Genomic DNA, 19,529 nt, shown 5'->3' with positions numbered 1-19,529 from the left:
TTAAGATTATTGTGAGGCAAATATATTTCTGAATTTCACTTAAAAAAAATATTCCTAGTTCGTTAACCCAAGATTAACCGTCGTAAAAAGACATTAACCTACTTTAAACTCTAAACCAATTCCGCGAATACTTTCTATAGAAATTTTACGATCTTCTTTAAAATATTTACGTAATCTGCTAATAAAAACATCCATACTTCTGCCCGAAAAAAAGTCATCGGTGCTCCAAACTGCTTTTAAAATCTCTTCTCTTTTTAATAATTGATTTTTATGATGGTACAAAAACTGGATTAACTCCCCCTCTTTTTCTGTGAGTCTTTGCGTCTTATGATGAAGCTGAAGTTCTAATCTTTTGGTATTGAACTTGTAGTTTCCTATTTGCACAATTTCTTCGGAAGTGATATTTGAAGTAATGTTGCTTATAGCTCTTTGTGTTCTTTTTAAAATATTACTTAATCTTAAAACCAGTTCGTCAGCTTCAAAGGGTTTTACAATATAATCATCTGCGCCTAATTGTAAACCTTTTAATGTATCCTCCTTCATTTTTCTGGCGGTAAGAAAAACAAAAGGGACTTCAGGGTTTATTTCTATGATTTTTTCAGCCAAAGAAAAACCATCTAATTTTGGCATCATCACATCTAAAACACAGATATTAAAACTGCCTTTATCAAATAATTCTAACGCTTCTTCTCCGTCTTTTGCCCATTCCACAGAAAAACCGACCATCTCTAAATATTGTTTTAAAATGCTACCAAAATCGGCATCGTCTTCTGCTAATAAAATGTGCTTGTTCAAAATCATTATGCTATTGGAATTAAAATGGTAAAACTGGTTCCTTTTCCTTGCTTGCTTTCAACTAAAATTTTACCTTGATGTGCTTTTACAATTTGATTTGTATAATACAAACCCAACCCCAACCCCTTTACATCGTGCACTTCTTTATTGCCTACTCTAAAAAACTTATCGAACAAAAAAGGAACTTCTTTTTTAGGAATCCCTATTCCGTTATCAGAAATAATCAACTTAAAATCTGCAGTTATATTTGCAGAAATAACGATTTTTAAATTCTCTTTGCCGTATTTAACGGCGTTCTCTAAAATATTGAGCACTGCTGTGGTAAAGTAAAATTTATCTACAGATAACGGTATATCAATATTAATGTTCTTACTAATTTGAATATTAGCTAGATTTAACGACAATTGAAAATCATCGACAATCAAATTCAGATATTCGTTTGCATTTACCAGCTCTTTATTCAATTTAATTTCTTGATAGCCCAAAGAATTGTTTACGACCTGATCAATTAACTTTTGCAACCTTATATTCTGTCTTTCAATGGTGTTCACAATATTCTTTGATGGTGCTGAAGCTAAAACCATTTCATCATTCTGTAACATTTTTGTGGCTAATGTTAAGGTTGAAAGCGGTGTTTTTAATTCGTGTGTAATATTATTTACAAAGTCGGTTTTAATATCAACAATTTTCTTTTGTGTAATTAAGTTTATAATGGAATAATACAACAACCAAAAAACTAGTAAAAAGATAAAGATAGACATACCTAATAAAATTGCCATTCTACCAAATACAATTCTTTCCCAACCATCAATATTCATTCTATCTTCTGTTTCAAGTTGAAGATTAAATGTAATGGATCTCATTTCTCCGTTCACCTTTCTATTAAAAACATGATCGGTTAACCACAAAGAATTACTTATTTTATGACCATCTTTCTCATCAAACTTGTGCCCTAACAAATGAAAGGAGGGCGTTTTTAAAGATGAAAAAATAGTGTCATTTTTTATACCAGCACTATCTAAAACAATAATGGTATTTACAACCTTTTGAAATTTTAAATCATACCCAATCTCTTGCTCTTTTAATTCTTTTTCATAAGATTCAATATAAACGCGATTGATCGAATCTGTGTAAGAATTCAACTTTTCTAAAACTTGTTTTTTTGTGATTTTTTTTACGTAATAATCTGCAATTAAGTTTAAGAAATTGTCTTGCAAAGTTTCGTTAATTCCATCTAATTTTGGAGATAGGTCATCTAACCTAGAAATAGATTTTTTGGTTTCGGCAATAAAAGCAGTCTTCTTTAATTTATAGGTATTGTTAATTAAATATCCTTGAATAACAGACAACGCCAATAAACCCAAACTAGAAATAACAATTAGAAGCCTAATTTTTTTGTTCATTTTCAAAAATAAGAAAATGATTTTTTATTTATTTAGAAAAAGGCTTTATTAACCTTGTATTAACTTAAAACGAAACCCATTCTTTAGGATTCATAAGTACCTCTAGAAGTCTTGCTTCTTCGCTTCCTTTTTCTGGCTGATGATTGTACTTCCATTGCACAATTGGCGGCAAACTCATTAAAATACTTTCTATTCTTCCGTTGGTTTTTAAACCAAACAAAGTTCCTCTATCATGCACTAAATTAAACTCAACATAACGACCTCGCCTTACTTCTTGCCAATCTTTATGTGCTTTTGTAAACGGAATTTCTTTTCTTTTTTCTACAATCGGAACATAGCTTTCTAAAAAACTATTGCCAACTTGCGTCACAAAATTAAATCTATCTTCAATAGAAAATTCATCATTTTCTTTTAAGTAATCGAAAAATAAACCCCCAATTCCGCGGGCTTCATTTCTATGAGAATTCCAGAAATATTCGTCACAGGTTTTTTTGAAATTTTTATAAAAACCGTCATTATGAAGATCACAAGCCGATTTACACACGGTATGAAAATGAGTAGCATCTTCATCAAACAAATAATAAGGCGTTAAATCTTGACCACCACCAAACCATTGTGTCACAATATTTCCTTCCGCATCATACATTTCAAAATAACGCCAATTTGCATGCACTGTTGGCACAAAAGGATTTGTTGGATGCAAAACCAAACTCAACCCGCAGGCAAAAAAATTTCCTTCTTTCACTTTAAATTGGTTTCTTAAAACCTCGGGCAATTCGCCATGAACCGCAGAAATATTAACACCGCCTTTTTCGAAAACTGCACCGTTTTCTATGACTCTCGTTCTGCCCCCTCCGCCTTCTTCTCTTTCCCAAAGATCTTCTTCAAACATAGCTTTTCCGTCTAGTTTTTCTATCCTAGAGGTAATGGCATCTTGTAATTCTTCTATATACTTGTGAAATTTATTTTTCATGCTAACTTTATTCTTGTAAAGTTTCAGATTTATCCTGTAAACTTTCTGTTTCATCCTGCAAGGCTTTTAAAACCTTGTTGGTATTATTACTTTCAATATTACTTTCTTGTTGGCGACCTGCAAGGTTTCCAAAACCTTGTAGGTCTTGTAAATCTTCATTATTCATCTCATTTCTATGACAAATAATAAAATTATCAACAACACCAAAGACATAACTTCTTCTGCATATTTTAAATTTGATTTATAATCTTTGCATAAGAAGAAAACTTGTAATTAGAAAAATCTGATATTAATTTATACTTCTCTAAAATTTCTAGTTTCATGTTTTTTTTTTGATTTTAAATACCTACAAGATTCAAAATAAATCTTTTAGGTGATTTGCGGAACTTTACGAAGGACTTTTATAAAAAAACTGAATTCAAACATAAAAGTTTACAACTTATTTTTCATCAACAAGCTCCTGCTTATCATGTATTAATTTTGCTGTTTTTGTTGATGCTGCCGTTACTGATAAGGGTAAAACAAAAATAATACCAATAATAGGAACTAATAAGCAAAGCATAAAAACAATTCCGTTTCCTACCGCAAAACCTTTGTGCTTTTTTACAAATTTAATACTTTCTTTATAACTTAAATGACGCTCTAAGGTATAATCCATATTACCAAACCCTGCGTAATATGCCTGGACTAAAAACAATAAAATTGTGGAGAATATGTTTACAATCGGAATAAATTTCAGCAATAAAATTGGCAGTGTAATTAGCAATTCTTTACTCAAATTTCTAACATTTATTTTTATACCTCTTATTAATTGATCTGTAAAAGATGTTTTTCTGTGCAAGTGTTTTACATCACCATACAAATGAAACTCGATTTTTTCTGAAACCGGACTCATAAATGGCGCCGACAAAGCCATTATGATGTGTTTATACAAAATTAAGCCAATGATAAAAACCACAACACCACCAATAAAGTTACTGATGGAAATAAAGGTTTCTTTACCCCAATCCCAAATCCATACTTTAGCAATAAAATTGCCCACGTTATCAGATAATACATAGGCCTGAAAACCAATCAGTATAAAAGTTATAATGCTAATCAATATCGGAATTATAAAATATTGCCAAAGTTTTAAGTTGCCTATTAATGCAAAAGCCCCTGCATATTCTTTAATTCCTAAAATTACATTCTTTATCATATTACACCGCAATATCCTCTGTTAGAATTCCGTTATTTTCGTTAATTGATTTTCTAGCCCAAATAGCCAATCCAAAAGTTAAGACACCTAATCTGCCAATGAACATTAAAAAGATAATAACCCATTTACCAAAAGTATTTAAATCTGACGTTATACCTCTACTAATACCAACCGTACCGAGTGCAGATGCTACTTCGAAAACAATATCATCTAATTTTAAATCGTTGGTAAAAGTGATTAAAAAAGTACCAATAAGAATTATTGAGGTATAAAATATAAAAGCTGATGTGGCAATATACAACCTTTCCATAGGTATTTTTCTACCTAAAAAAGTTACGTGCCTGCGTCCTTGCAATCTACTTTTAACAATCGCCAAAATTGCCGTTAACGTGGTTATTTTTATCCCGCCTGCGGTTCCAGAAGGTGATGCACCTATATACATTAAAAAGATACAAATAATAAGCATTGCTTGAGAAAACCCACCAAAATCTACTGTGTTAAAGCCAACGGTAGTCATTGCAGACATGCATTGAAAAAAGGCTGCTAAAAACCTAGAATCTCCCTGTAAAGCTGTAATACTTGGTTCAAAAAAATAGAAAAAAGTAGTTCCGAATAACAATAGAAATACAAAACCATAGAAAATTATTTTAGTCGTAAAGCTTAACTTGTGTGTTTTATGTTTTATCCACATTCCGAAATCTGTAATCACAATAAACCCTAAAGATCCAGAAATAGCTAACATAGCAATAATAAAATTTATAAAATGATTGTCTACATACCCTGTAAAACCGTCGTTAAACAAACTAAAACCTGCCGTACAAAAAGTGCTTATACTATGAAATACAGAAGACCAAACTGCTTCTAAAGTAGGCATTCCTTCATTTTTAAAGGCGATAAAAAATAAAATAGCTCCTAAAATTTCCATGATGAACGTAAACAGAATTACCGATTTTAGAAAGTCGTTTATTTTGATTGTTTTTGGTAACGTAAACTCTGTAGATAGTATTTTTTTATGCCAAACGGTTAACTTTCTCGTGGTCGATAAAATCATAAAAGTAGTGAATGACAAATATCCTATTCCGCCTAACTGAAATAAAGCCATCACAATAAATTGACCGAAAAAATTATAGGTATCAAAAATAGAAATGGTTACCAAGCCTGTGGTAGAAACGGCAGAGGTTGCTGTAAAAAGATGCTCTAATGCTGGCGTGGCAACTTTACTAAAAATGGGAAGCATCAACAGCAAAAAACCTACTATAACGTAGGTTAGAAAACCGTAAAATAAATTTTGTTGCGGACTCCATCCTCTTTTTATAAGGACATACTTTTTAGTTAATTTCTTGAACTTATTATCCATCTTTCTCTTAATCATTTATAGTTTCTCATAGCACCTATAAATACCAACTTCTAGTTCGATTAATACCCATAGCATAGAATAAAATTAAGCTATTTCCTTAAATAAATTAGGTTGTTTTTTAAATTTTTAAAGTCAGATTTATGTGTAACAATAGTAGCTTTAGAAAGTGCTGTTTTAAGTAAATCTATGTAGGTAGTTAATGATTGCTCTTGCCAGTCGATATAAAGTTGCCTACCAATAGCGTTATTATGCAAATCCATTAATTTGGCCATTTCCATGTTAGGCGAAAATTCTTCGTGCCAATCTGTAATTTTCTTTGTCCAAGCTATAACAGCCTCTAAATTAGTACTAAATTTATTACTTTGATTCGCTATTAATAAATTCCATAAAGCATGACGAAAAGCATTTGCCTTATTATGTTTCCCGTGAATATCTGGAAATTCAATTTGAGCAATTCTAATAGTTAAAAAAGTAGCTTTTACAGTGGCAAACATAAATAACGGATGCTGCAGAAACCAAACGAACACTCTAAATATTTTTCTATAATTAAGACTTTTAACAATGTTCCAAAAAGACATGTTTTTTTGTGTTTTTAGCTTTTGGCTTTTAGTTGGCAAAAGCTGCGTTAGCGATTGCAGTGGCATCCTTTTTATGCTAAACTAGTGTCAGGATTTCTTTTGAGTACTTTAAAAATACAAATTATAGAACAAGCACTAAATAATCTTCATAAAAAGATATAACGAAAAGCGCGACCACGCTTTTTTGCGTGGGAACGCCCAAATTATTATTTTATGTTTTAAAAACTAATTTACAACATAAACTTCTTTACCCGTTTGTAGTAAGCTTATCGAAATAGCTTGATTAAGACGGACTCTTATATTCTTTTACAGCATCTACAAATGCTTTTGCATTTTCTACAGGAATATTTGGTAAAATTCCGTGCCCTAGATTTACAATATATTTATCTTTTCCGAATTCGTTAATCATTTGATGCACCATTTTTTTAATCTGATCTGGTGGAGACAGCAATCTTGATGGATCAAAATTACCTTGTAAAGTAATATTTCCGCCAGATAAATAACGTGCGTTTCTTGCAGAGCACGTCCAATCTACACCCAAAGCAGAAGCGCCTGATTTAGACATATCGTTTAAAGCAAACCAACATCCTTTTCCGAAGGCAATTACAGGAATGCTATCTTTTAAAGCATCAATAATTTGTTGCATATATTGCCAAGAAAATTCTTGATAATCTACTGGCGATAACATGCCACCCCAAGAATCAAAAAGCTGCACGGCATTAACGCCAGCATCAACTTTCGCTTTTAAATAAGCAATGGTGGTATCTGTAATTTTTTGCAATAAAGAATGTGCTACAACAGGATTTGTAAAACATAATTCTTTTGCTTTATCAAAGTTTTTAGAACCTTGTCCTTGCACACAATAGCATAAAATAGTCCAAGGTGAACCTGCAAAACCAATTAACGGAATGTCGTCATTTAGTTTTTCTTTGGTTGCTTTAATCGCTTCCATTACATAACCTAGTTCTTGATGCACATCTGGAACAATAACAGAATCTAAATCTTTTTGAGTACGAATCGGGTTTGGTAAATAAGGACCAAAATCAGGTTTCATTTGTACTTCAATATTCATTGCTTGCGGAATTACCAAAATATCGCAAAATAGAATTGCGGCGTCCATGCCATATCTTCTGATGGGTTGCACCGTAATTTCTGACGCTAATTCTGGAGTTCTGCAACGCGTAAAGAAATCGTATTTCTTTTTGATTACCTGAAATTCTGGCAAATACCTACCTGCCTGTCGCATCATCCAAACTGGTGGTCTATCAACAGTTTCTCCTTTTAATGCTCTTAAAAATAAATCGTTTTTTATCATTTTATAGCTTTGGGCTATTAGCTGTTTTGCTATTAGCTATTTTTGATTTTACTGATCGTAATTTTGAAAAAAGAGAGGTAATCTTTATAAGAACTAAAAATTCACTTCCTCATATTTTCTCTTTAAAACGGTTTGTCTTTTTACATTTTAGAAACCGCTAACATCGCTTTATCAGTTGCTTCGGCAATTATTTTAATATCTTTGTCTGAAATGGCTGAATTTAAAAACCAAGCTTCAAATTGACTTGGTGGTAAAAACACTCCATTTTTTATCATTTCCCAAAAGAATACAGCAAATTTTTTGGTATCTGAAGTTTGTGCTTCGTCAAAATTAGTCACCTTTCCTTTTGTAAAGAAAGGATTCATCATAGAACCAAAACGATTCACAACTAAATCTACATTGTATTTCTTTGCTGTTTCTAACAAAATAACTTCAATGATGCTCCCTATTTCTTCGAACTTTTTATAAGGATTTTGTCTCTTTAATTCTGTTAAGGTTGATATTCCTCCTGCCATTGCAATCGGGTTTCCACTTAACGTTCCTGCCTGATACATTCCTCCCAAAGGTGCAACTTCTTGCATTATTTCGTTTCTTGCGCCGTAAGCGCCCACTGGAAAACCACCACCAATTACTTTTCCTAAACAGGTAATATCTGCTGTAACACCAAGTAATTCTTGCGCTCCACCAAATTTAGAACGGAAACCTGTCATTACCTCATCTGCAATTAACAAGGCTCCTTTTTCTTTTAAAAAGGCTTTTAATTCTACTAGAAATCCGTTTTGCGGAATTGCAACACCCATATTACCGCAAATTGGCTCAAGGATAACCCCTGCAATGTCGTTGTGCTCTTCAAAATGTTTTTTAACACTGTCTAAATCGTTGTACGTTGAAATTAAGGTATTCTTTATCGCAGCTTCTGGCACTCCTTTTGAGCCTGGTAAACTTAATGTTACTAAACCAGAACCTGCTGCCACTAGCAAAGAATCTTGATGCCCATGGTAACAACCTGCAAACTTTATAATTTTATCTTTGCCTGTAAATGCTCTTGCCAAACGAACTGCACTTATCACCGCTTCCGTTCCAGAGTTTACAAAACGTACTTTATCCATTTCTGGAAAAGCATCACAAACTATTTTAGCTAATTTTATTTCAGCTTTTGTTGATGCTCCAAAAGAATATCCTTTCTTTAATGCTTTTTTTGCTGCTTTTTCAACTGCTTTATGACGATGACCTAAAATCATCGGACCGTAAGAAACAACTAAATCTACATATTCATTATTATCAACATCTATAATTTTACTTCCTTTTGCTTTTTTGATAAATAACGGACTTCCACCAACAGATGAAAATGCTCTAACCGGAGAGTTTACTGCTCCGACTAGATTTACCAATCCTTTTTCGTATAATTCTTGTGATTTCTTGAATTTCATTTTTTTAAGCTTTTGGCAATTTGCTTTTTTGCTATTAGCCAATTGCCAATAGTTATATGCTAATTGCTATTTGTTTAATATTCTTAAAAGATTACTGTAACGCTCATTTCTGTTTTAAAACTTCTTTGATAGCTTTTGTAATTTCGTCTTTTTTAGGTAAATATAGTTGGTACTGACTGGCTAAAATAGTTGCATTTTTCTCTGGTAATGCATATTCTACCATCGTATCGTTTTTATCTGTGCATAATAAAATACCAATCGTATTATTTTCTTCATTTTGTTTTTCTGTACGGTCGTAATAATTCACGTACATCTGCAATTGTCCTAAATCTTGATGTGTTAATTTATGTGTTTTTATTTCTATAATAACAAAACATTTAAGCAATCTATTATAAAACACTAAATCTACGAAGTACTCATCGTCTTCTATTTGTATGCGCTTTTGCCTTGACACAAAAGAAAAACCGTTACCCAACTCTAAAAGAAAGCTTTGTATATTATCAATCAAAGCTTGTTCTAAATCTTTTTCATAATAAGCTGCCTGTGGTTGTAAACCTAAAAACTCTAACACCATTGGATCTTTTATAATATCCTTTGGGTGTTCTGGTATCGCTTCTTTTCTGGCGATTGCCAATACCTTTTCTTTATCGTTACTCAACAATAATCGTTCGTATAATTGGCTGTTTATCTGTCTTTCTAACTGTCTTGCACTCCAATTATTACTGCAGGATTCTTCTACATAGTAGTCTCTTTTGTCTTCATTTTCTACGCGAAGTAATAATCGATACTGCGTCCAATTCAATTGTGAACGCAGTGCGTTCATAATTGGAAAAGCTAAAAAAAATTGCCTGCAAAAATTGAGTTGCCTAAATGAAAAACCAGAACCAAAATCTTCTGTAAGTTCTTGAGCAAGATTTTTTATAAGTTCTTTACCATAATCTGCTCGTGTTTTTCCTTGTTGTTCCTCTTCAACAATATGATTCCCAATATGCCAATACATTAAAACACGCTGTTGCTGCACAGCGCTTACTGCATGTTGTTGTGCAGTAACTATGATTTGTCTTATAGACGCTACAAATGCTTTTGAAAGCAAAGTCATAATTGGTTTTTTTTATTTAGGAATTAACGTGTCAATTCTGTTTTTTGCTATTAGCAAAGGGCCAAAAGCCAAAAGCTAAAGGCTACTTGCTATTTGTTTAAAACCCTCGCTGCCTCTTTAGCAAAATAAGTAATTATAATATCTGCTCCTGCTCTTTTCATAGATAGTAAACTTTCCATCATTACTTTTTCGCCATCTATCCAACCTTTTTCTGCCGCAGCTTTTACCATGGCATATTCTCCGCTTACATTGTAACATGCAATGGGTCTGTCAAAATTATTTTTTAAATCTCTAATAATATCTAGATAAGACAATGCTGGTTTTACCATTAAAATATCGGCTCCTTCTTGATCATCAAAAGTTGCTTCACGCATTCCTTCATCTCTATTTGCAGGATCCATTTGATAGGTTCTTCTGTCTCCAAAACTCGGAGCAGAACCTGCAGCTTCTCTAAAAGGACCATAAAAAGCGGATGCATATTTTACAGCATATGCCATAATTGGCAAGTTTGCAAAACCTGTATTGTCTAAAGATTGACGAATCATATCAATCGTTCCATCCATCATTCCTGAAGGTGCAACCATATCTGCACCTGCTTTTGCATGAGAAATTACTTGCTTTGCAATATTTACTAAAGTAGCATCGTTATCAACATCATTGTCGTGAATAACTCCACAATGACCATGAGACGTATATTCGCAAAAACAAACATCTGTAATTACATATAAATCAGGATAATTTTTCTTGATAAAACGAATTGCTTTTTGCATAATTCCGTTATCATTCCAAGTTTCTGTACCTTCTTCATCTTTCGTTGCTGGAATTCCGAATAATAAAACGGCTGGTATTTTTAAAGCAACAACCTCGTCTAATTCTTTCGAAATTGTATCCAAAGAAAAACGTTTGATTCCCGGCATTGAGACGATTTCGGTTTCGATGTTTTCACCTTCTTCAATAAATAATGGATAAATAAGATCGTCTACAGATAGTTTCGTTTCTCTGACTAATCTTCTGATTCCTTCTTGTTTGCGTAGTCTTCTTGTTCTGAACATAAAAGCCTCTGTTTAAGCCCCTGTTTTCCCGAAGGGGAGTACAGCGGAATTAGTATGGTGTTAATTTTGTATTTTAGGGCAAATGAATTTGATCACTTGCTAATGTGCTAAAAAAGTAGCACGTTCTTTTATTCTTCCGAGTGTTCCTTCCCTTCGGAAAGGCTAGGATGGGCTTTTGTGTAATGACTATTTACCAATTCTAAAACACTTTCTACACTTGGCATATGTGAAACCTGAACATTTTCAAAATGTTTTCTTGCCTCTACAGCGGTTGTTTCTCCGATACAAAAGGCAACTTTATCTGCAATGTTTTCTTTTAAATAACTTTCTATTCCTGACGGACTATAAAATAGAACGCCAGAAACCGCATCGTCTAATTTAACCGGACTTAACATTGTTTTGTAAGCCTCTACTTCATTTACAACAATATCATTTGTTTGTAAATACGCTGGTAAAATATCCATTCTTACATTGCTACAAAAATAAGTAACTTCTTTATTCTCTAATTCTGTTGATAGATAAGCCGCTAAAGTTTTTGCATTTTTTGCAACTTTGGTCACTTTACCAATTCTATTTTCAATCAGTTTTTTAGTTCTTCTACCAACACAATAAATATTCTTGAATTTTAATTCATCCCTTGTAAAAGAGTTTAAAATTGCTTCAACACCGTTTTGACTGGTAATAATTACGTTTTCAATCTCTTTTTTCACTACTCTTGGGCTAATTCTATTAAAACGAATTTTAATAAAATCGCTATCACTAACTCCAATAGCGTCAGATAATGTATCTTTTTGAAGTTCAGATAGTTTTTTTGTAGAATATATAGAAGCTATTTTTGTAGAAGCACCCTCTTCATCTTCTGCCATCATTTCCTTTCCGCCTCTATTAATCACATAATCTGCACAATCTTTTGCCAAATATCTATGATTTCCTAGTTTTGCAGATTTTTCAACTCTTATTTTTTTAGAACCGTCTTTCTTTAATAAAACAGCTTTAAAATTTACTTCTTCAGTTTTAGAGTTAACGTAAGCCAAAGCTCCAATTGGTGCTGTACAACCACCCTCTAATAACTTTAAAAACTCACGCTCTATACCCACACAAACTTTCGTTTCATGATGATTTAACTGCTCACAAGCATCTAACGCAAAGTTATCTTTTTCTAAAGCAGTAATCATAATGGCACCTTGGCCGGGCGCAGAGATCATCCATGGAAGATCAATTGCTCCTTCTGGAAGAATATCTAATCTCTCTAAACCTGCCGCTGCAAATACAGCTCCGTTCCAAGTTTCACTATTTTCTAACTTTTCTAAACGTGTATTTACGTTTCCTCTTAAATCTTCAACTTTATGGGTTGGATATCGATTTAGCCACATTGCTTTTCTTCGCAAACTACCCGTAGCAATAAGTCCTTCTGGTTCTCCGAAAAATTCTTCAGTACCTTTTAAAACTAAAATATCATTATAATTACCACGTTTTAAAACAGCCGCTTGCACAATTCCTTCTGGTAAAGCAGTTGGTACATCTTTTAAAGAATGCACAGCAATATCAATATCGCCATTTAACATGGCAATGTCTAAATTTTTGGTAAAAATTCCTGTAATCCCTAACTCGTACAAAGGTTTATCTAAAATAATATCTCCTGTAGACTTTATAGGAACTAAAATTGATTCATACCCTAATTCAGCTAGTTCTTTGCGGACTTTATTGGCCTGCCAAAGCGCTAATTGACTATTTCGAGTTCCTATTCTAATGGTTTTTTGCATGAAATTTTATTAAGATTGAAACACTTTTTGCATTACTTGGATACTTTCTGTAACCGAAGTTTCATCATGTTTTAAGTGCTTTACAAACTGTGTAGTGATTTTTTGAATAAAACGTGAAGTTAATATTTCTGCTTGATTTTCATCAAAATCAGTAATTTTCTTTTTCTGAAAATTTATTTCATCGTTTTTTATAACTTCTAAATATTCTTTTAAAGCAGCAATTGCAGGTGTAAATCTTCTGTGATTTAACCAATCATTAAATTCTGTTTTGTGCTTTTCTATAATTGCTTCTGCTAACGGAATTTCATTTTGACGAGCCGCTAAAGTTTCATCGGTAATTTTAGAAAGTTCATCTACATTTACCAAAGAAACACCCTCAAAATCAGTAACGTTTTTTGCTACATTTTCTGGCATTGATAAATCTAGAATCAATAATTTCTTATTGTTTCTAATATGCTCTTTATTTATTGTTGGTTTGTCTGAACCTGTTGAAACGATTAAAACATCTGCATTTTCAATTTCTTCAGTTAAATTATGCATCACAGATTTTCTAATAGAATTGTGTTCTTTTACAAATTCAATCGCCTTTTCTTCTGTTCTGTTTATCAAACAAACGGCAGCATTTTTAGTGTATTCTGCTAAATTTTTACAGGTATGTTTCCCCATTTTACCCAACCCGAAAACTAAAATATTTTTAGAATTATAATCTGGTAAATTTTTAATAATATATTGCACAGCAGCATAAGAGACAGAAGTTGTACCTGAGCTTAATTTGGTTTCATTCTTTACTCTTTTACTTGCTTGTAAAACACTGTTTAGCAATCTTTCTATATGTGCATTTGTAGTTTTGTGCAGCTTCGCCATTTTAAACGACTGCCTTAACTGCCCTACAATTTCGTAATCTCCTAAAATCTGACTTTCTAAACCCGTACCAATTCTAAATAAGTGATGAACCGCTTCTTGATTTTTGTACACGTTAGAAATAGAAGCAAATTCTTCTACAGAACCTTCAGAAAAATGACACAATAATTGAATTAATTGATAAGGATGCTCTGCAAAACCAGAGATTTCTGTTCTGTTACATGTTGATAAAATAAAGACTCCATCAAATTTTTGTTCCTTTGCTAGCTCCAACAATGCTGCTTGATTCTCTTTCGATAAAGAGTATTTACCACGAGTTTTTACATCAGCCTTTTTGTAATTAACTCCGATATTATAGAAATGTGTTTGCGTATTATCTTGCATAGATTCTGAAAGTTGCACAAAAGTAAAACCTTCATCCATAAAAAAATGTCGCTTAAAGTACTTTTTATAACGTTATATGTTTTTTAGCTTTTATTTAATAAATTAACCTCTAAAAAGCCTTATTTTTGTAGCCGTAGAGAGGTTCTTTAGATCCTTAATATAGAATGGTTCTAAATAAATTGATTCTTAAAAAAATATTTTTGATGTTTAAAAATGTCGGTAAAAGTTCTTTTGATGAAATAAATCTTGAAAAAGGGTTTTATGTGCTTCATTTTCAGAACGAAAGCAATAAAGTACAAAATTTTGAGAGAGAAATTAACAGCACTTTTATACAAATACACTTTTGTTTAAGAGGAAGTTCTAAATTTTTGTTTAATAATGGTTCTTATTCTTTTGATGTTTTAGACAATAGATCTATTTTATTGTATAACCCCCAAAGAATATTACCTATTAATTTAGAAATTCAGCCAAAAACAACCTTAATTTCTTTGTTAATTTCAATAGAAAAATTTCATTCTTTGTTTTCTAAAGAATCCGGTCATATTCCTTTTTTGAGTGATGAAAATAGCAATCGTAAATATTATGATGATGCAGAAATTAAACCAACAGTTTCTGTCGTTTTGCAGCAAATCATCAATTCGAACATCAACAGCTCTATTAGAGAATTGTACGTAAAAGGAAAAGTGTACGAACTATTAAGTTTACATTTTCAGAAAGATGAAACTGCCGGAGGTGAATATTGTCCGTTTTTGGTTGATGAACAAAATGTTCTAAAAATTAGAAAGGCAAAAGAAATTATCATTGCCAATATGGCAGAACCACCAAGCTTGCAAGAGTTAGCAAATGAGATTGGTTTGAATATTAAAAAATTAAAAGAAGGTTTTAAGCAAATTTATGGCGATACCGTTTTTAGTTTTTTGTTCGATTATAAAATGGAACATTCTAGAAGATTGTTAGAAACCAATCAATACAATGTAAATGAAGTTGGTTTGCAAGTTGGGTATAGCACCGCAAGTCATTTTATAGCCGCTTTTAAAAAGAAATTCGGAACGACCCCGAAAAAATATGTGATGAGTTTGAATAATTAGAATCAAGATTTTTAGAAACAAGAACCAAGACTTTGGAACAATTAACACACTACGACATCAAAAATAACCAGAAACAGTTTCCAATAACTATTGTTTGTGATGCGATTAGAACACCAGAAAACATTGGCATGTGTTTTAGAGTTTCTGAAAGTTTTGGGGTTCATAAAATCTATTTTCATGAAGATTCACCATCTACAGAAAACAGAAGAGTAATCAATACTGCAAGAAATACAATTACTCAAATTGAGCATGGGTATTACAACAATTTTAATCAAATTATTGAACAACTAAAAGCCGAAGGAAATACAATTATCGGCATAGAAATTACTGATAAAAGTATCAATATTCAAGATTTCGATTTTAAAAATAACGAAAAAATAGTGTTAATTTTGGGAAGTGAGCGCAATGGCATTAAAGACATCAATTTAATGGACTTTACAGTATCAATACCTATGTTTGGCAGAAATTCTAGTATGAATGTAATACATAGCTTAGCAATTACGCTCTATGAAATCACGAAGCAGTTAGCGGTTAGCGGTTAGCTAAAAATAAAATTAATTCTGATACAGAATTCAGAATAACAGGAATATAAACAAACTAAAATACCCATAACAATTTCTTTCTGCAAGGAAGATTAAGATGGGCTTTAATTATGAAAGGAGTTTTATTAGTTAATTTAGGGTCACCAGCGAGTACATCTACCAAAGATGTACGCAAGTATTTAGACCAGTTTTTAATGGATGAGCGCGTTATTGACGCCCCATACTGGCTTCGAGCAATACTTGTTAAAGGAATTATTTTAAACACAAGACCAAAAAAATCTGCAAAAGCATACAAGAAAATTTGGTGGGATGAAGGTTCGCCGTTAATTGTTTTGTCAGAAAGATTACTTGACAAAGTACAAGCAAAAACAGCATTGCCTGTTGCTTTAGCTATGCGATATGGGAGTCCGTCTATAAAAGATGGATTGCAAGAATTAAACGATAAAGGCATTACAGACGTTTTAATTGTTCCTTTATATCCACAACATGCAATGGCAACTACCGACACGATTTTGGTGTTAGCAGAGGAATTAAGAAAGGAGTTTTTTCCACAAATGAAGTTTACAGACATCCCTGCTTTTTATCACAAAAAAGAATACATAAAGGTTTTAGGAGACAGTATTAAAAACTCTTTAGAAGGCAAAGAATGGGACAAAATTTTGTTCTCTTATCACGGAATTCCAGAAAGACATGTTCGGAAATCTGATATCACAAAAAGCCACTGTAAACCGAATGATAGCGTAAACTTTGAATGCTGTAAAACCGCCTCACCAGCACATGAGTTTTGTTACAAACATCAATGTTATGAAACCACGAGACAAGTTGTTGAATATTTAGGTATAGAGCCACATCAATATTTTGTTTCGTTTCAATCTAGACTAGCCGGCGACCCATGGTTACAGCCTTATACAGATAAAATGCTTGAAAAATACCCGAATGAAGGTGTTAAAAAATTAGCGGTTGTTACGCCCGCATTTGTATCTGACTGTTTAGAAACTTTAGAAGAAATTGCCATGGAGGGTAAAGAAGAGTTTTTAAAAGCTGGTGGAGAAGAATTTTATGCAATTCCATGTATCAATGATAATGACGATTGGGTAGATGTTTTAGTAGATTGGATTGAAGCTTAAATTTACTGTTGGCTATTGGCTAAAATATATTTTTTTACTGAATTTTACAATTGTTAAAATTCAGGAATTGTGTTGTTAAATTAAAAAGTATCTGCGAGAGCGCAATCGAAAAGTTTAATTAAATTTTGACTGCGCTCCATTAGATTAATTTAAAACTATGGATTTTTTATACGTAAAAGCATTACACATTATTTTTGTGGTTACTTGGTTCGCTGGGTTATTTTACATTCCGAGGTTGTTTATTTATCAAACAGAAGCGGAAACAAAATTAGAACCGGCTAAAGAAATTTTGCAAACGCAATACAAATTAATGACTAAACGGCTATGGTATATTATAACGTGGCCATCAGCAATTTTATCAAGCATATTCGGTTTTTGGATGCTATATCAAAGTCCATACTATTTATCAGAACCTTGGATGTTGGTAAAACTCGCCTTTGTTTTCGCCTTATACTTTTACCACGGATTTTGCCAACATATTTACAAAAAACTGCAAAACGACATTATAAAATATTCTGCTTTCAAATTGCGAATATTTAATGAAGTTTCTACAATCATTTTATTTGCAGTTGTCTTTTTAGTAACCGTAAAAAGTGCTATCAACTGGATTTGGGGCGTTGTCGGAATTATTCTTTTCGGAATTTTAATTATGCTAGGGATTAAACTTTACAAGAAAATTCTTCAAAAAAGAAGCTGGGATAAAAATTGATACTTGGCTTTTGGCTTTTGGCTTTTGGCTTTTAGCTTTTGGCTTTTGGCAAAAATTAAAAAAATCTGTACGTTTAGAAATACTATCAGCAATAAATATTCTAACTATTTTAATTTCTGATACATTTTTTGCGGACTCTTCTCAAGTCATTTCTGCTAGTATTTTTAGCACTACAAAGCCTCCTATTTCCAATATAAAACCAAATATAAAAAAACTTAATGCGTTTCTTTGTTTAGATAATTCCTAAAAAAACAATCATTTGAGAGAACTCACTAATAAATTTATAAAATCAGTTAAACTAGTTGCAAAAAATAGAGACTTCATTTTCGCAACTAATTTGATTAACATTTGATAAGGCGTAATTAAGTAAATTTTTTTGAAAGATCTAAAGCCAAAGTCCTTCGAAAAGTAGCAGCATTAAAAACGGTTCAATTTATCAATAATATTAAAATTAGTATTCGTTAAAATGCGCAAGGAGTGCTGTTAGATTGGTATTCTTTAAACATCTTTCGAATCCTAGATTTAAAATAAACCACCTTATTCTTTTAAGTCGAAAAACAACAATTTAATTGCTTTTACAGGTGTTTATTCTATGTTATACAATAATTCTACAAGAACGTTTATTCAGCTTCTATAATTACGATAAAAGCATATTCAATATTTAACTAAATGTAAAACAACATAAATCATGTAGTTATAGAATACCTTTAATTCTAAAACCAACAAGTTATAAAGATTGGTTGCAAACTTTCGAAAAAATACACTTAAAAAATTACCCCCTACTTTTACAAATCAAAAACTAGTTATTTATTTTGTTTCTAAAGATTTGTTTTCTGATAAATTGGATATTAAGAAACCAAGTATTTTAAATGAGATTGCGCTTCCATAAAAAGCGAAATACCCTTAATTCCATAGTTTCTAATATTTTTGTCACTATTAAAAAATGATTTATTCAATAACTTAAAATAATTAACTTAATAATTATGCCGCAGATTATGATCAAAGACATATTGATTCTAGAACAGAAGAAAACGCAACACGAAAACAAACAAATGCAGCGCGAAAACTTTTGTTAAACCTTAACGCATCCTTCTCAAAAAATATTAAAAAACTAGCACTAATAAGAAACGCTTTTGATACAGAAGACCTATTAAACGATTGTATTGAAACGAACCAAGAAATTTATTTAAGTGAATTAGAACAAATGAAATATAAATTATGTTCTGAATGGGTCGCTAAAATGTTAAGGCCAACTTATTTATTCGAGATGGAACAAGACAGCATAAAATTTAATGGTACGATAATAACAAAAAATAATGCGATAGAATATATTATTAAACTTAATAAACAAAAAGAAAGTAAAACAAATAATATCAAGAATGCGTACTACAATTTTACACCTTTTGAAAACTATTCATCTTTATTATGGAAAAAAACAAATCATTTAACTCAATCTATTAATGCCCTTGTTGTTGGAAACGGAGGTTCTAAAAGATTGGAGCTCGATTATAATAAGAATATTAGCGTACATACTGAATGTAAAACACAAAATTACTTGCAATACCTGACCCTAGGTCAGAAAGTAAAAATAATGATAGAAAAAAGAGAGCCAAAAGAACTGACAAGAAAGGAGATTATAAAAATACTCCCAAAAGTTAAAAAAGAAAAACTTGAGGAAATTATTAAAAATCACGAAAACGAAATTAAACAAAAAGCGATTCTCATATACTGTGTTGGCATTGAAATGTAACACAGTTGTATTGTAATCTATCTATTCTGTTATTTATGTAATCAAATATTTTTAAGTCAAAACTTAATTATATCATAAAAAATGACATCATAAAATTTTCGTGCT

General features: G+C 31.7%; 19 protein-coding genes. 6 read left to right on the top strand and 13 right to left on the bottom strand.

The genetic code is table 11. The annotated features are described in order from the left end of the window. Positions 1 to 93: 93 nt before the first annotated feature. From ES044_RS02650 to hemA, 13 genes are all read right to left on the bottom strand, one after another. On the bottom strand, positions 94 to 801 hold the full coding sequence (locus ES044_RS02650) for a response regulator transcription factor (protein ID WP_147117892.1): 708 nt from the start codon (positions 799 to 801) through the stop codon (positions 94 to 96). Then, positions 801 to 2,198, bottom strand: coding sequence for a sensor histidine kinase (locus tag ES044_RS02645; protein ID WP_147117893.1), 1,398 nt, complete (start codon positions 2,196 to 2,198; stop codon positions 801 to 803). Before ES044_RS02645 ends, ES044_RS02650 begins: the two co-directional genes overlap by 1 nt. 64 nt (positions 2,199 to 2,262) lie before the next feature. Next, on the bottom strand, positions 2,263 to 3,171 hold the full coding sequence (gene hemF / locus ES044_RS02640; protein ID WP_147117894.1) for an oxygen-dependent coproporphyrinogen oxidase: 909 nt from the start codon (positions 3,169 to 3,171) through the stop codon (positions 2,263 to 2,265). Between the two features lie 7 nt (positions 3,172 to 3,178). Next, positions 3,179 to 3,337 (bottom strand): hypothetical protein, encoded by a 159-nt coding sequence (locus tag ES044_RS18425; protein ID WP_189663166.1) that lies wholly within the window; start codon positions 3,335 to 3,337, stop codon positions 3,179 to 3,181. 273 nt (positions 3,338 to 3,610) lie between these two features. After that, positions 3,611 to 4,369 carry an EI24 domain-containing protein gene (locus tag ES044_RS02635; RefSeq protein ID WP_147117895.1) on the bottom strand — a complete coding sequence of 253 codons (759 nt, stop codon included), beginning with the start codon at positions 4,367 to 4,369 and terminating at the stop codon, positions 3,611 to 3,613. Position 4,370: 1 nt separating this feature from the next. Continuing rightward, on the bottom strand, positions 4,371 to 5,741 hold the full coding sequence (locus ES044_RS02630) for a TrkH family potassium uptake protein (protein WP_223269097.1): 1,371 nt from the start codon (positions 5,739 to 5,741) through the stop codon (positions 4,371 to 4,373). 74 nt (positions 5,742 to 5,815) lie between these two features. Then, entirely contained in the window at positions 5,816 to 6,304 is a 489-nt protein-coding gene (locus ES044_RS02625) for a DUF6973 domain-containing protein (protein ID WP_147117896.1), read from the bottom strand. 283 nt (positions 6,305 to 6,587) lie between these two features. Next, on the bottom strand, positions 6,588 to 7,619 hold the full coding sequence (gene hemE / locus ES044_RS02620; RefSeq protein WP_147117897.1) for a uroporphyrinogen decarboxylase: 1,032 nt from the start codon (positions 7,617 to 7,619) through the stop codon (positions 6,588 to 6,590). Positions 7,620 to 7,759: 140 nt separating this feature from the next. Further along, the gene (hemL, locus tag ES044_RS02615) at positions 7,760 to 9,049 is read right to left on the bottom strand and encodes a glutamate-1-semialdehyde 2,1-aminomutase (RefSeq protein WP_147117898.1); all 1,290 of its coding nucleotides are present in this window, start codon (positions 9,047 to 9,049) and stop codon (positions 7,760 to 7,762) included. 103 nt (positions 9,050 to 9,152) lie between these two features. Continuing rightward, positions 9,153 to 10,148, bottom strand: a complete 996-nt coding sequence (locus tag ES044_RS02610) for a YhcG family protein (protein ID WP_147117899.1) — start codon at positions 10,146 to 10,148, stop codon at positions 9,153 to 9,155. An 89-nt stretch (positions 10,149 to 10,237) separates the two neighbouring features. Continuing rightward, positions 10,238 to 11,200: a porphobilinogen synthase gene (hemB, locus tag ES044_RS02605; protein ID WP_147117900.1), complete on the bottom strand. Its 963-nt coding sequence runs from the start codon at positions 11,198 to 11,200 to the stop codon at positions 10,238 to 10,240. 128 nt (positions 11,201 to 11,328) lie between these two features. Continuing rightward, a complete protein-coding gene (gene hemC, locus ES044_RS02600) occupies positions 11,329 to 12,963 on the bottom strand; it encodes a hydroxymethylbilane synthase (protein WP_147117901.1) in 1,635 nt (544 codons plus the stop codon). Positions 12,964 to 12,972: 9 nt separating this feature from the next. Further along, positions 12,973 to 14,247 carry a glutamyl-tRNA reductase gene (gene hemA / locus ES044_RS02595; RefSeq protein ID WP_410524664.1) on the bottom strand — a complete coding sequence of 425 codons (1,275 nt, stop codon included), beginning with the start codon at positions 14,245 to 14,247 and terminating at the stop codon, positions 12,973 to 12,975. Between the two features lie 164 nt (positions 14,248 to 14,411). Here hemA and ES044_RS02590 point away from each other — a divergent pair, with 164 nt between their 5' ends. The 6 genes from ES044_RS02590 to ES044_RS02565 all read left to right on the top strand — a co-directional run bounded on the left by ES044_RS02590 (position 14,412) and on the right by ES044_RS02565 (position 19,424). Continuing rightward, on the top strand, positions 14,412 to 15,296 hold the full coding sequence (locus ES044_RS02590) for a helix-turn-helix transcriptional regulator (protein ID WP_147117902.1): 885 nt from the start codon (positions 14,412 to 14,414) through the stop codon (positions 15,294 to 15,296). Between the two features lie 32 nt (positions 15,297 to 15,328). Beyond that, positions 15,329 to 15,838: a TrmH family RNA methyltransferase gene (locus tag ES044_RS02585; protein WP_147117903.1), complete on the top strand. Its 510-nt coding sequence runs from the start codon at positions 15,329 to 15,331 to the stop codon at positions 15,836 to 15,838. A gap of 110 nt (positions 15,839 to 15,948) precedes the next feature. After that, positions 15,949 to 16,965, top strand: a complete 1,017-nt coding sequence (gene hemH / locus ES044_RS02580; protein ID WP_147117904.1) for a ferrochelatase — start codon at positions 15,949 to 15,951, stop codon at positions 16,963 to 16,965. 157 nt (positions 16,966 to 17,122) lie between these two features. After that, complete coding sequence (locus tag ES044_RS02575) at positions 17,123 to 17,674, top strand: CopD family protein (RefSeq protein WP_147117905.1); 552 nt, start codon at positions 17,123 to 17,125, stop codon at positions 17,672 to 17,674. 10 nt (positions 17,675 to 17,684) lie between these two features. Next, a complete protein-coding gene (locus tag ES044_RS02570) occupies positions 17,685 to 17,921 on the top strand; it encodes a hypothetical protein (RefSeq protein WP_147117906.1) in 237 nt (78 codons plus the stop codon). Between the two features lie 822 nt (positions 17,922 to 18,743). Continuing rightward, positions 18,744 to 19,424, top strand: a complete 681-nt coding sequence (locus ES044_RS02565; RefSeq protein ID WP_223813539.1) for a hypothetical protein — start codon at positions 18,744 to 18,746, stop codon at positions 19,422 to 19,424. Positions 19,425 to 19,529 lie beyond the last annotated feature (105 nt).

The organism is Polaribacter sp. IC066, from assembly GCF_007997085.1.
In the GTDB taxonomy this organism is placed as follows: Bacteria; Bacteroidota; Bacteroidia; order Flavobacteriales; family Flavobacteriaceae; genus Polaribacter.
The sequence above is the reverse complement of the archived record's forward strand: the minus strand, read 5'-3'. Positions and strand labels throughout refer to the sequence as shown.

What these genes read in the sequence shown, in the direction of transcription:
- ES044_RS02650 (WP_147117892.1), bottom strand. Translation starts at nt 801, where the DNA reads ATGATTTTGAACAAGCACATTTTATTAGCAGAAGACGATGCCGATTTT.
- ES044_RS02645 (WP_147117893.1), bottom strand. Translation starts at nt 2,198, where the DNA reads ATGAACAAAAAAATTAGGCTTCTAATTGTTATTTCTAGTTTGGGTTTA.
- hemF (WP_147117894.1), bottom strand. Translation starts at nt 3,171, where the DNA reads ATGAAAAATAAATTTCACAAGTATATAGAAGAATTACAAGATGCCATT.
- ES044_RS18425 (WP_189663166.1), bottom strand. Translation starts at nt 3,337, where the DNA reads ATGAATAATGAAGATTTACAAGACCTACAAGGTTTTGGAAACCTTGCA.
- ES044_RS02635 (WP_147117895.1), bottom strand. Translation starts at nt 4,369, where the DNA reads ATGATAAAGAATGTAATTTTAGGAATTAAAGAATATGCAGGGGCTTTT.
- ES044_RS02630 (WP_223269097.1), bottom strand. Translation starts at nt 5,741, where the DNA reads ATGATTAAGAGAAAGATGGATAATAAGTTCAAGAAATTAACTAAAAAG.
- ES044_RS02625 (WP_147117896.1), bottom strand. Translation starts at nt 6,304, where the DNA reads ATGTCTTTTTGGAACATTGTTAAAAGTCTTAATTATAGAAAAATATTT.
- hemE (WP_147117897.1), bottom strand. Translation starts at nt 7,619, where the DNA reads ATGATAAAAAACGATTTATTTTTAAGAGCATTAAAAGGAGAAACTGTT.
- hemL (WP_147117898.1), bottom strand. Translation starts at nt 9,049, where the DNA reads ATGAAATTCAAGAAATCACAAGAATTATACGAAAAAGGATTGGTAAAT.
- ES044_RS02610 (WP_147117899.1), bottom strand. Translation starts at nt 10,148, where the DNA reads ATGACTTTGCTTTCAAAAGCATTTGTAGCGTCTATAAGACAAATCATA.
- hemB (WP_147117900.1), bottom strand. Translation starts at nt 11,200, where the DNA reads ATGTTCAGAACAAGAAGACTACGCAAACAAGAAGGAATCAGAAGATTA.
- hemC (WP_147117901.1), bottom strand. Translation starts at nt 12,963, where the DNA reads ATGCAAAAAACCATTAGAATAGGAACTCGAAATAGTCAATTAGCGCTT.
- hemA (WP_410524664.1), bottom strand. Translation starts at nt 14,247, where the DNA reads ATGGATGAAGGTTTTACTTTTGTGCAACTTTCAGAATCTATGCAAGAT.
- ES044_RS02590 (WP_147117902.1), top strand. Translation starts at nt 14,412, where the DNA reads ATGTTTAAAAATGTCGGTAAAAGTTCTTTTGATGAAATAAATCTTGAA.
- hemH (WP_147117904.1), top strand. Translation starts at nt 15,949, where the DNA reads ATGAAAGGAGTTTTATTAGTTAATTTAGGGTCACCAGCGAGTACATCT.
- ES044_RS02575 (WP_147117905.1), top strand. Translation starts at nt 17,123, where the DNA reads ATGGATTTTTTATACGTAAAAGCATTACACATTATTTTTGTGGTTACT.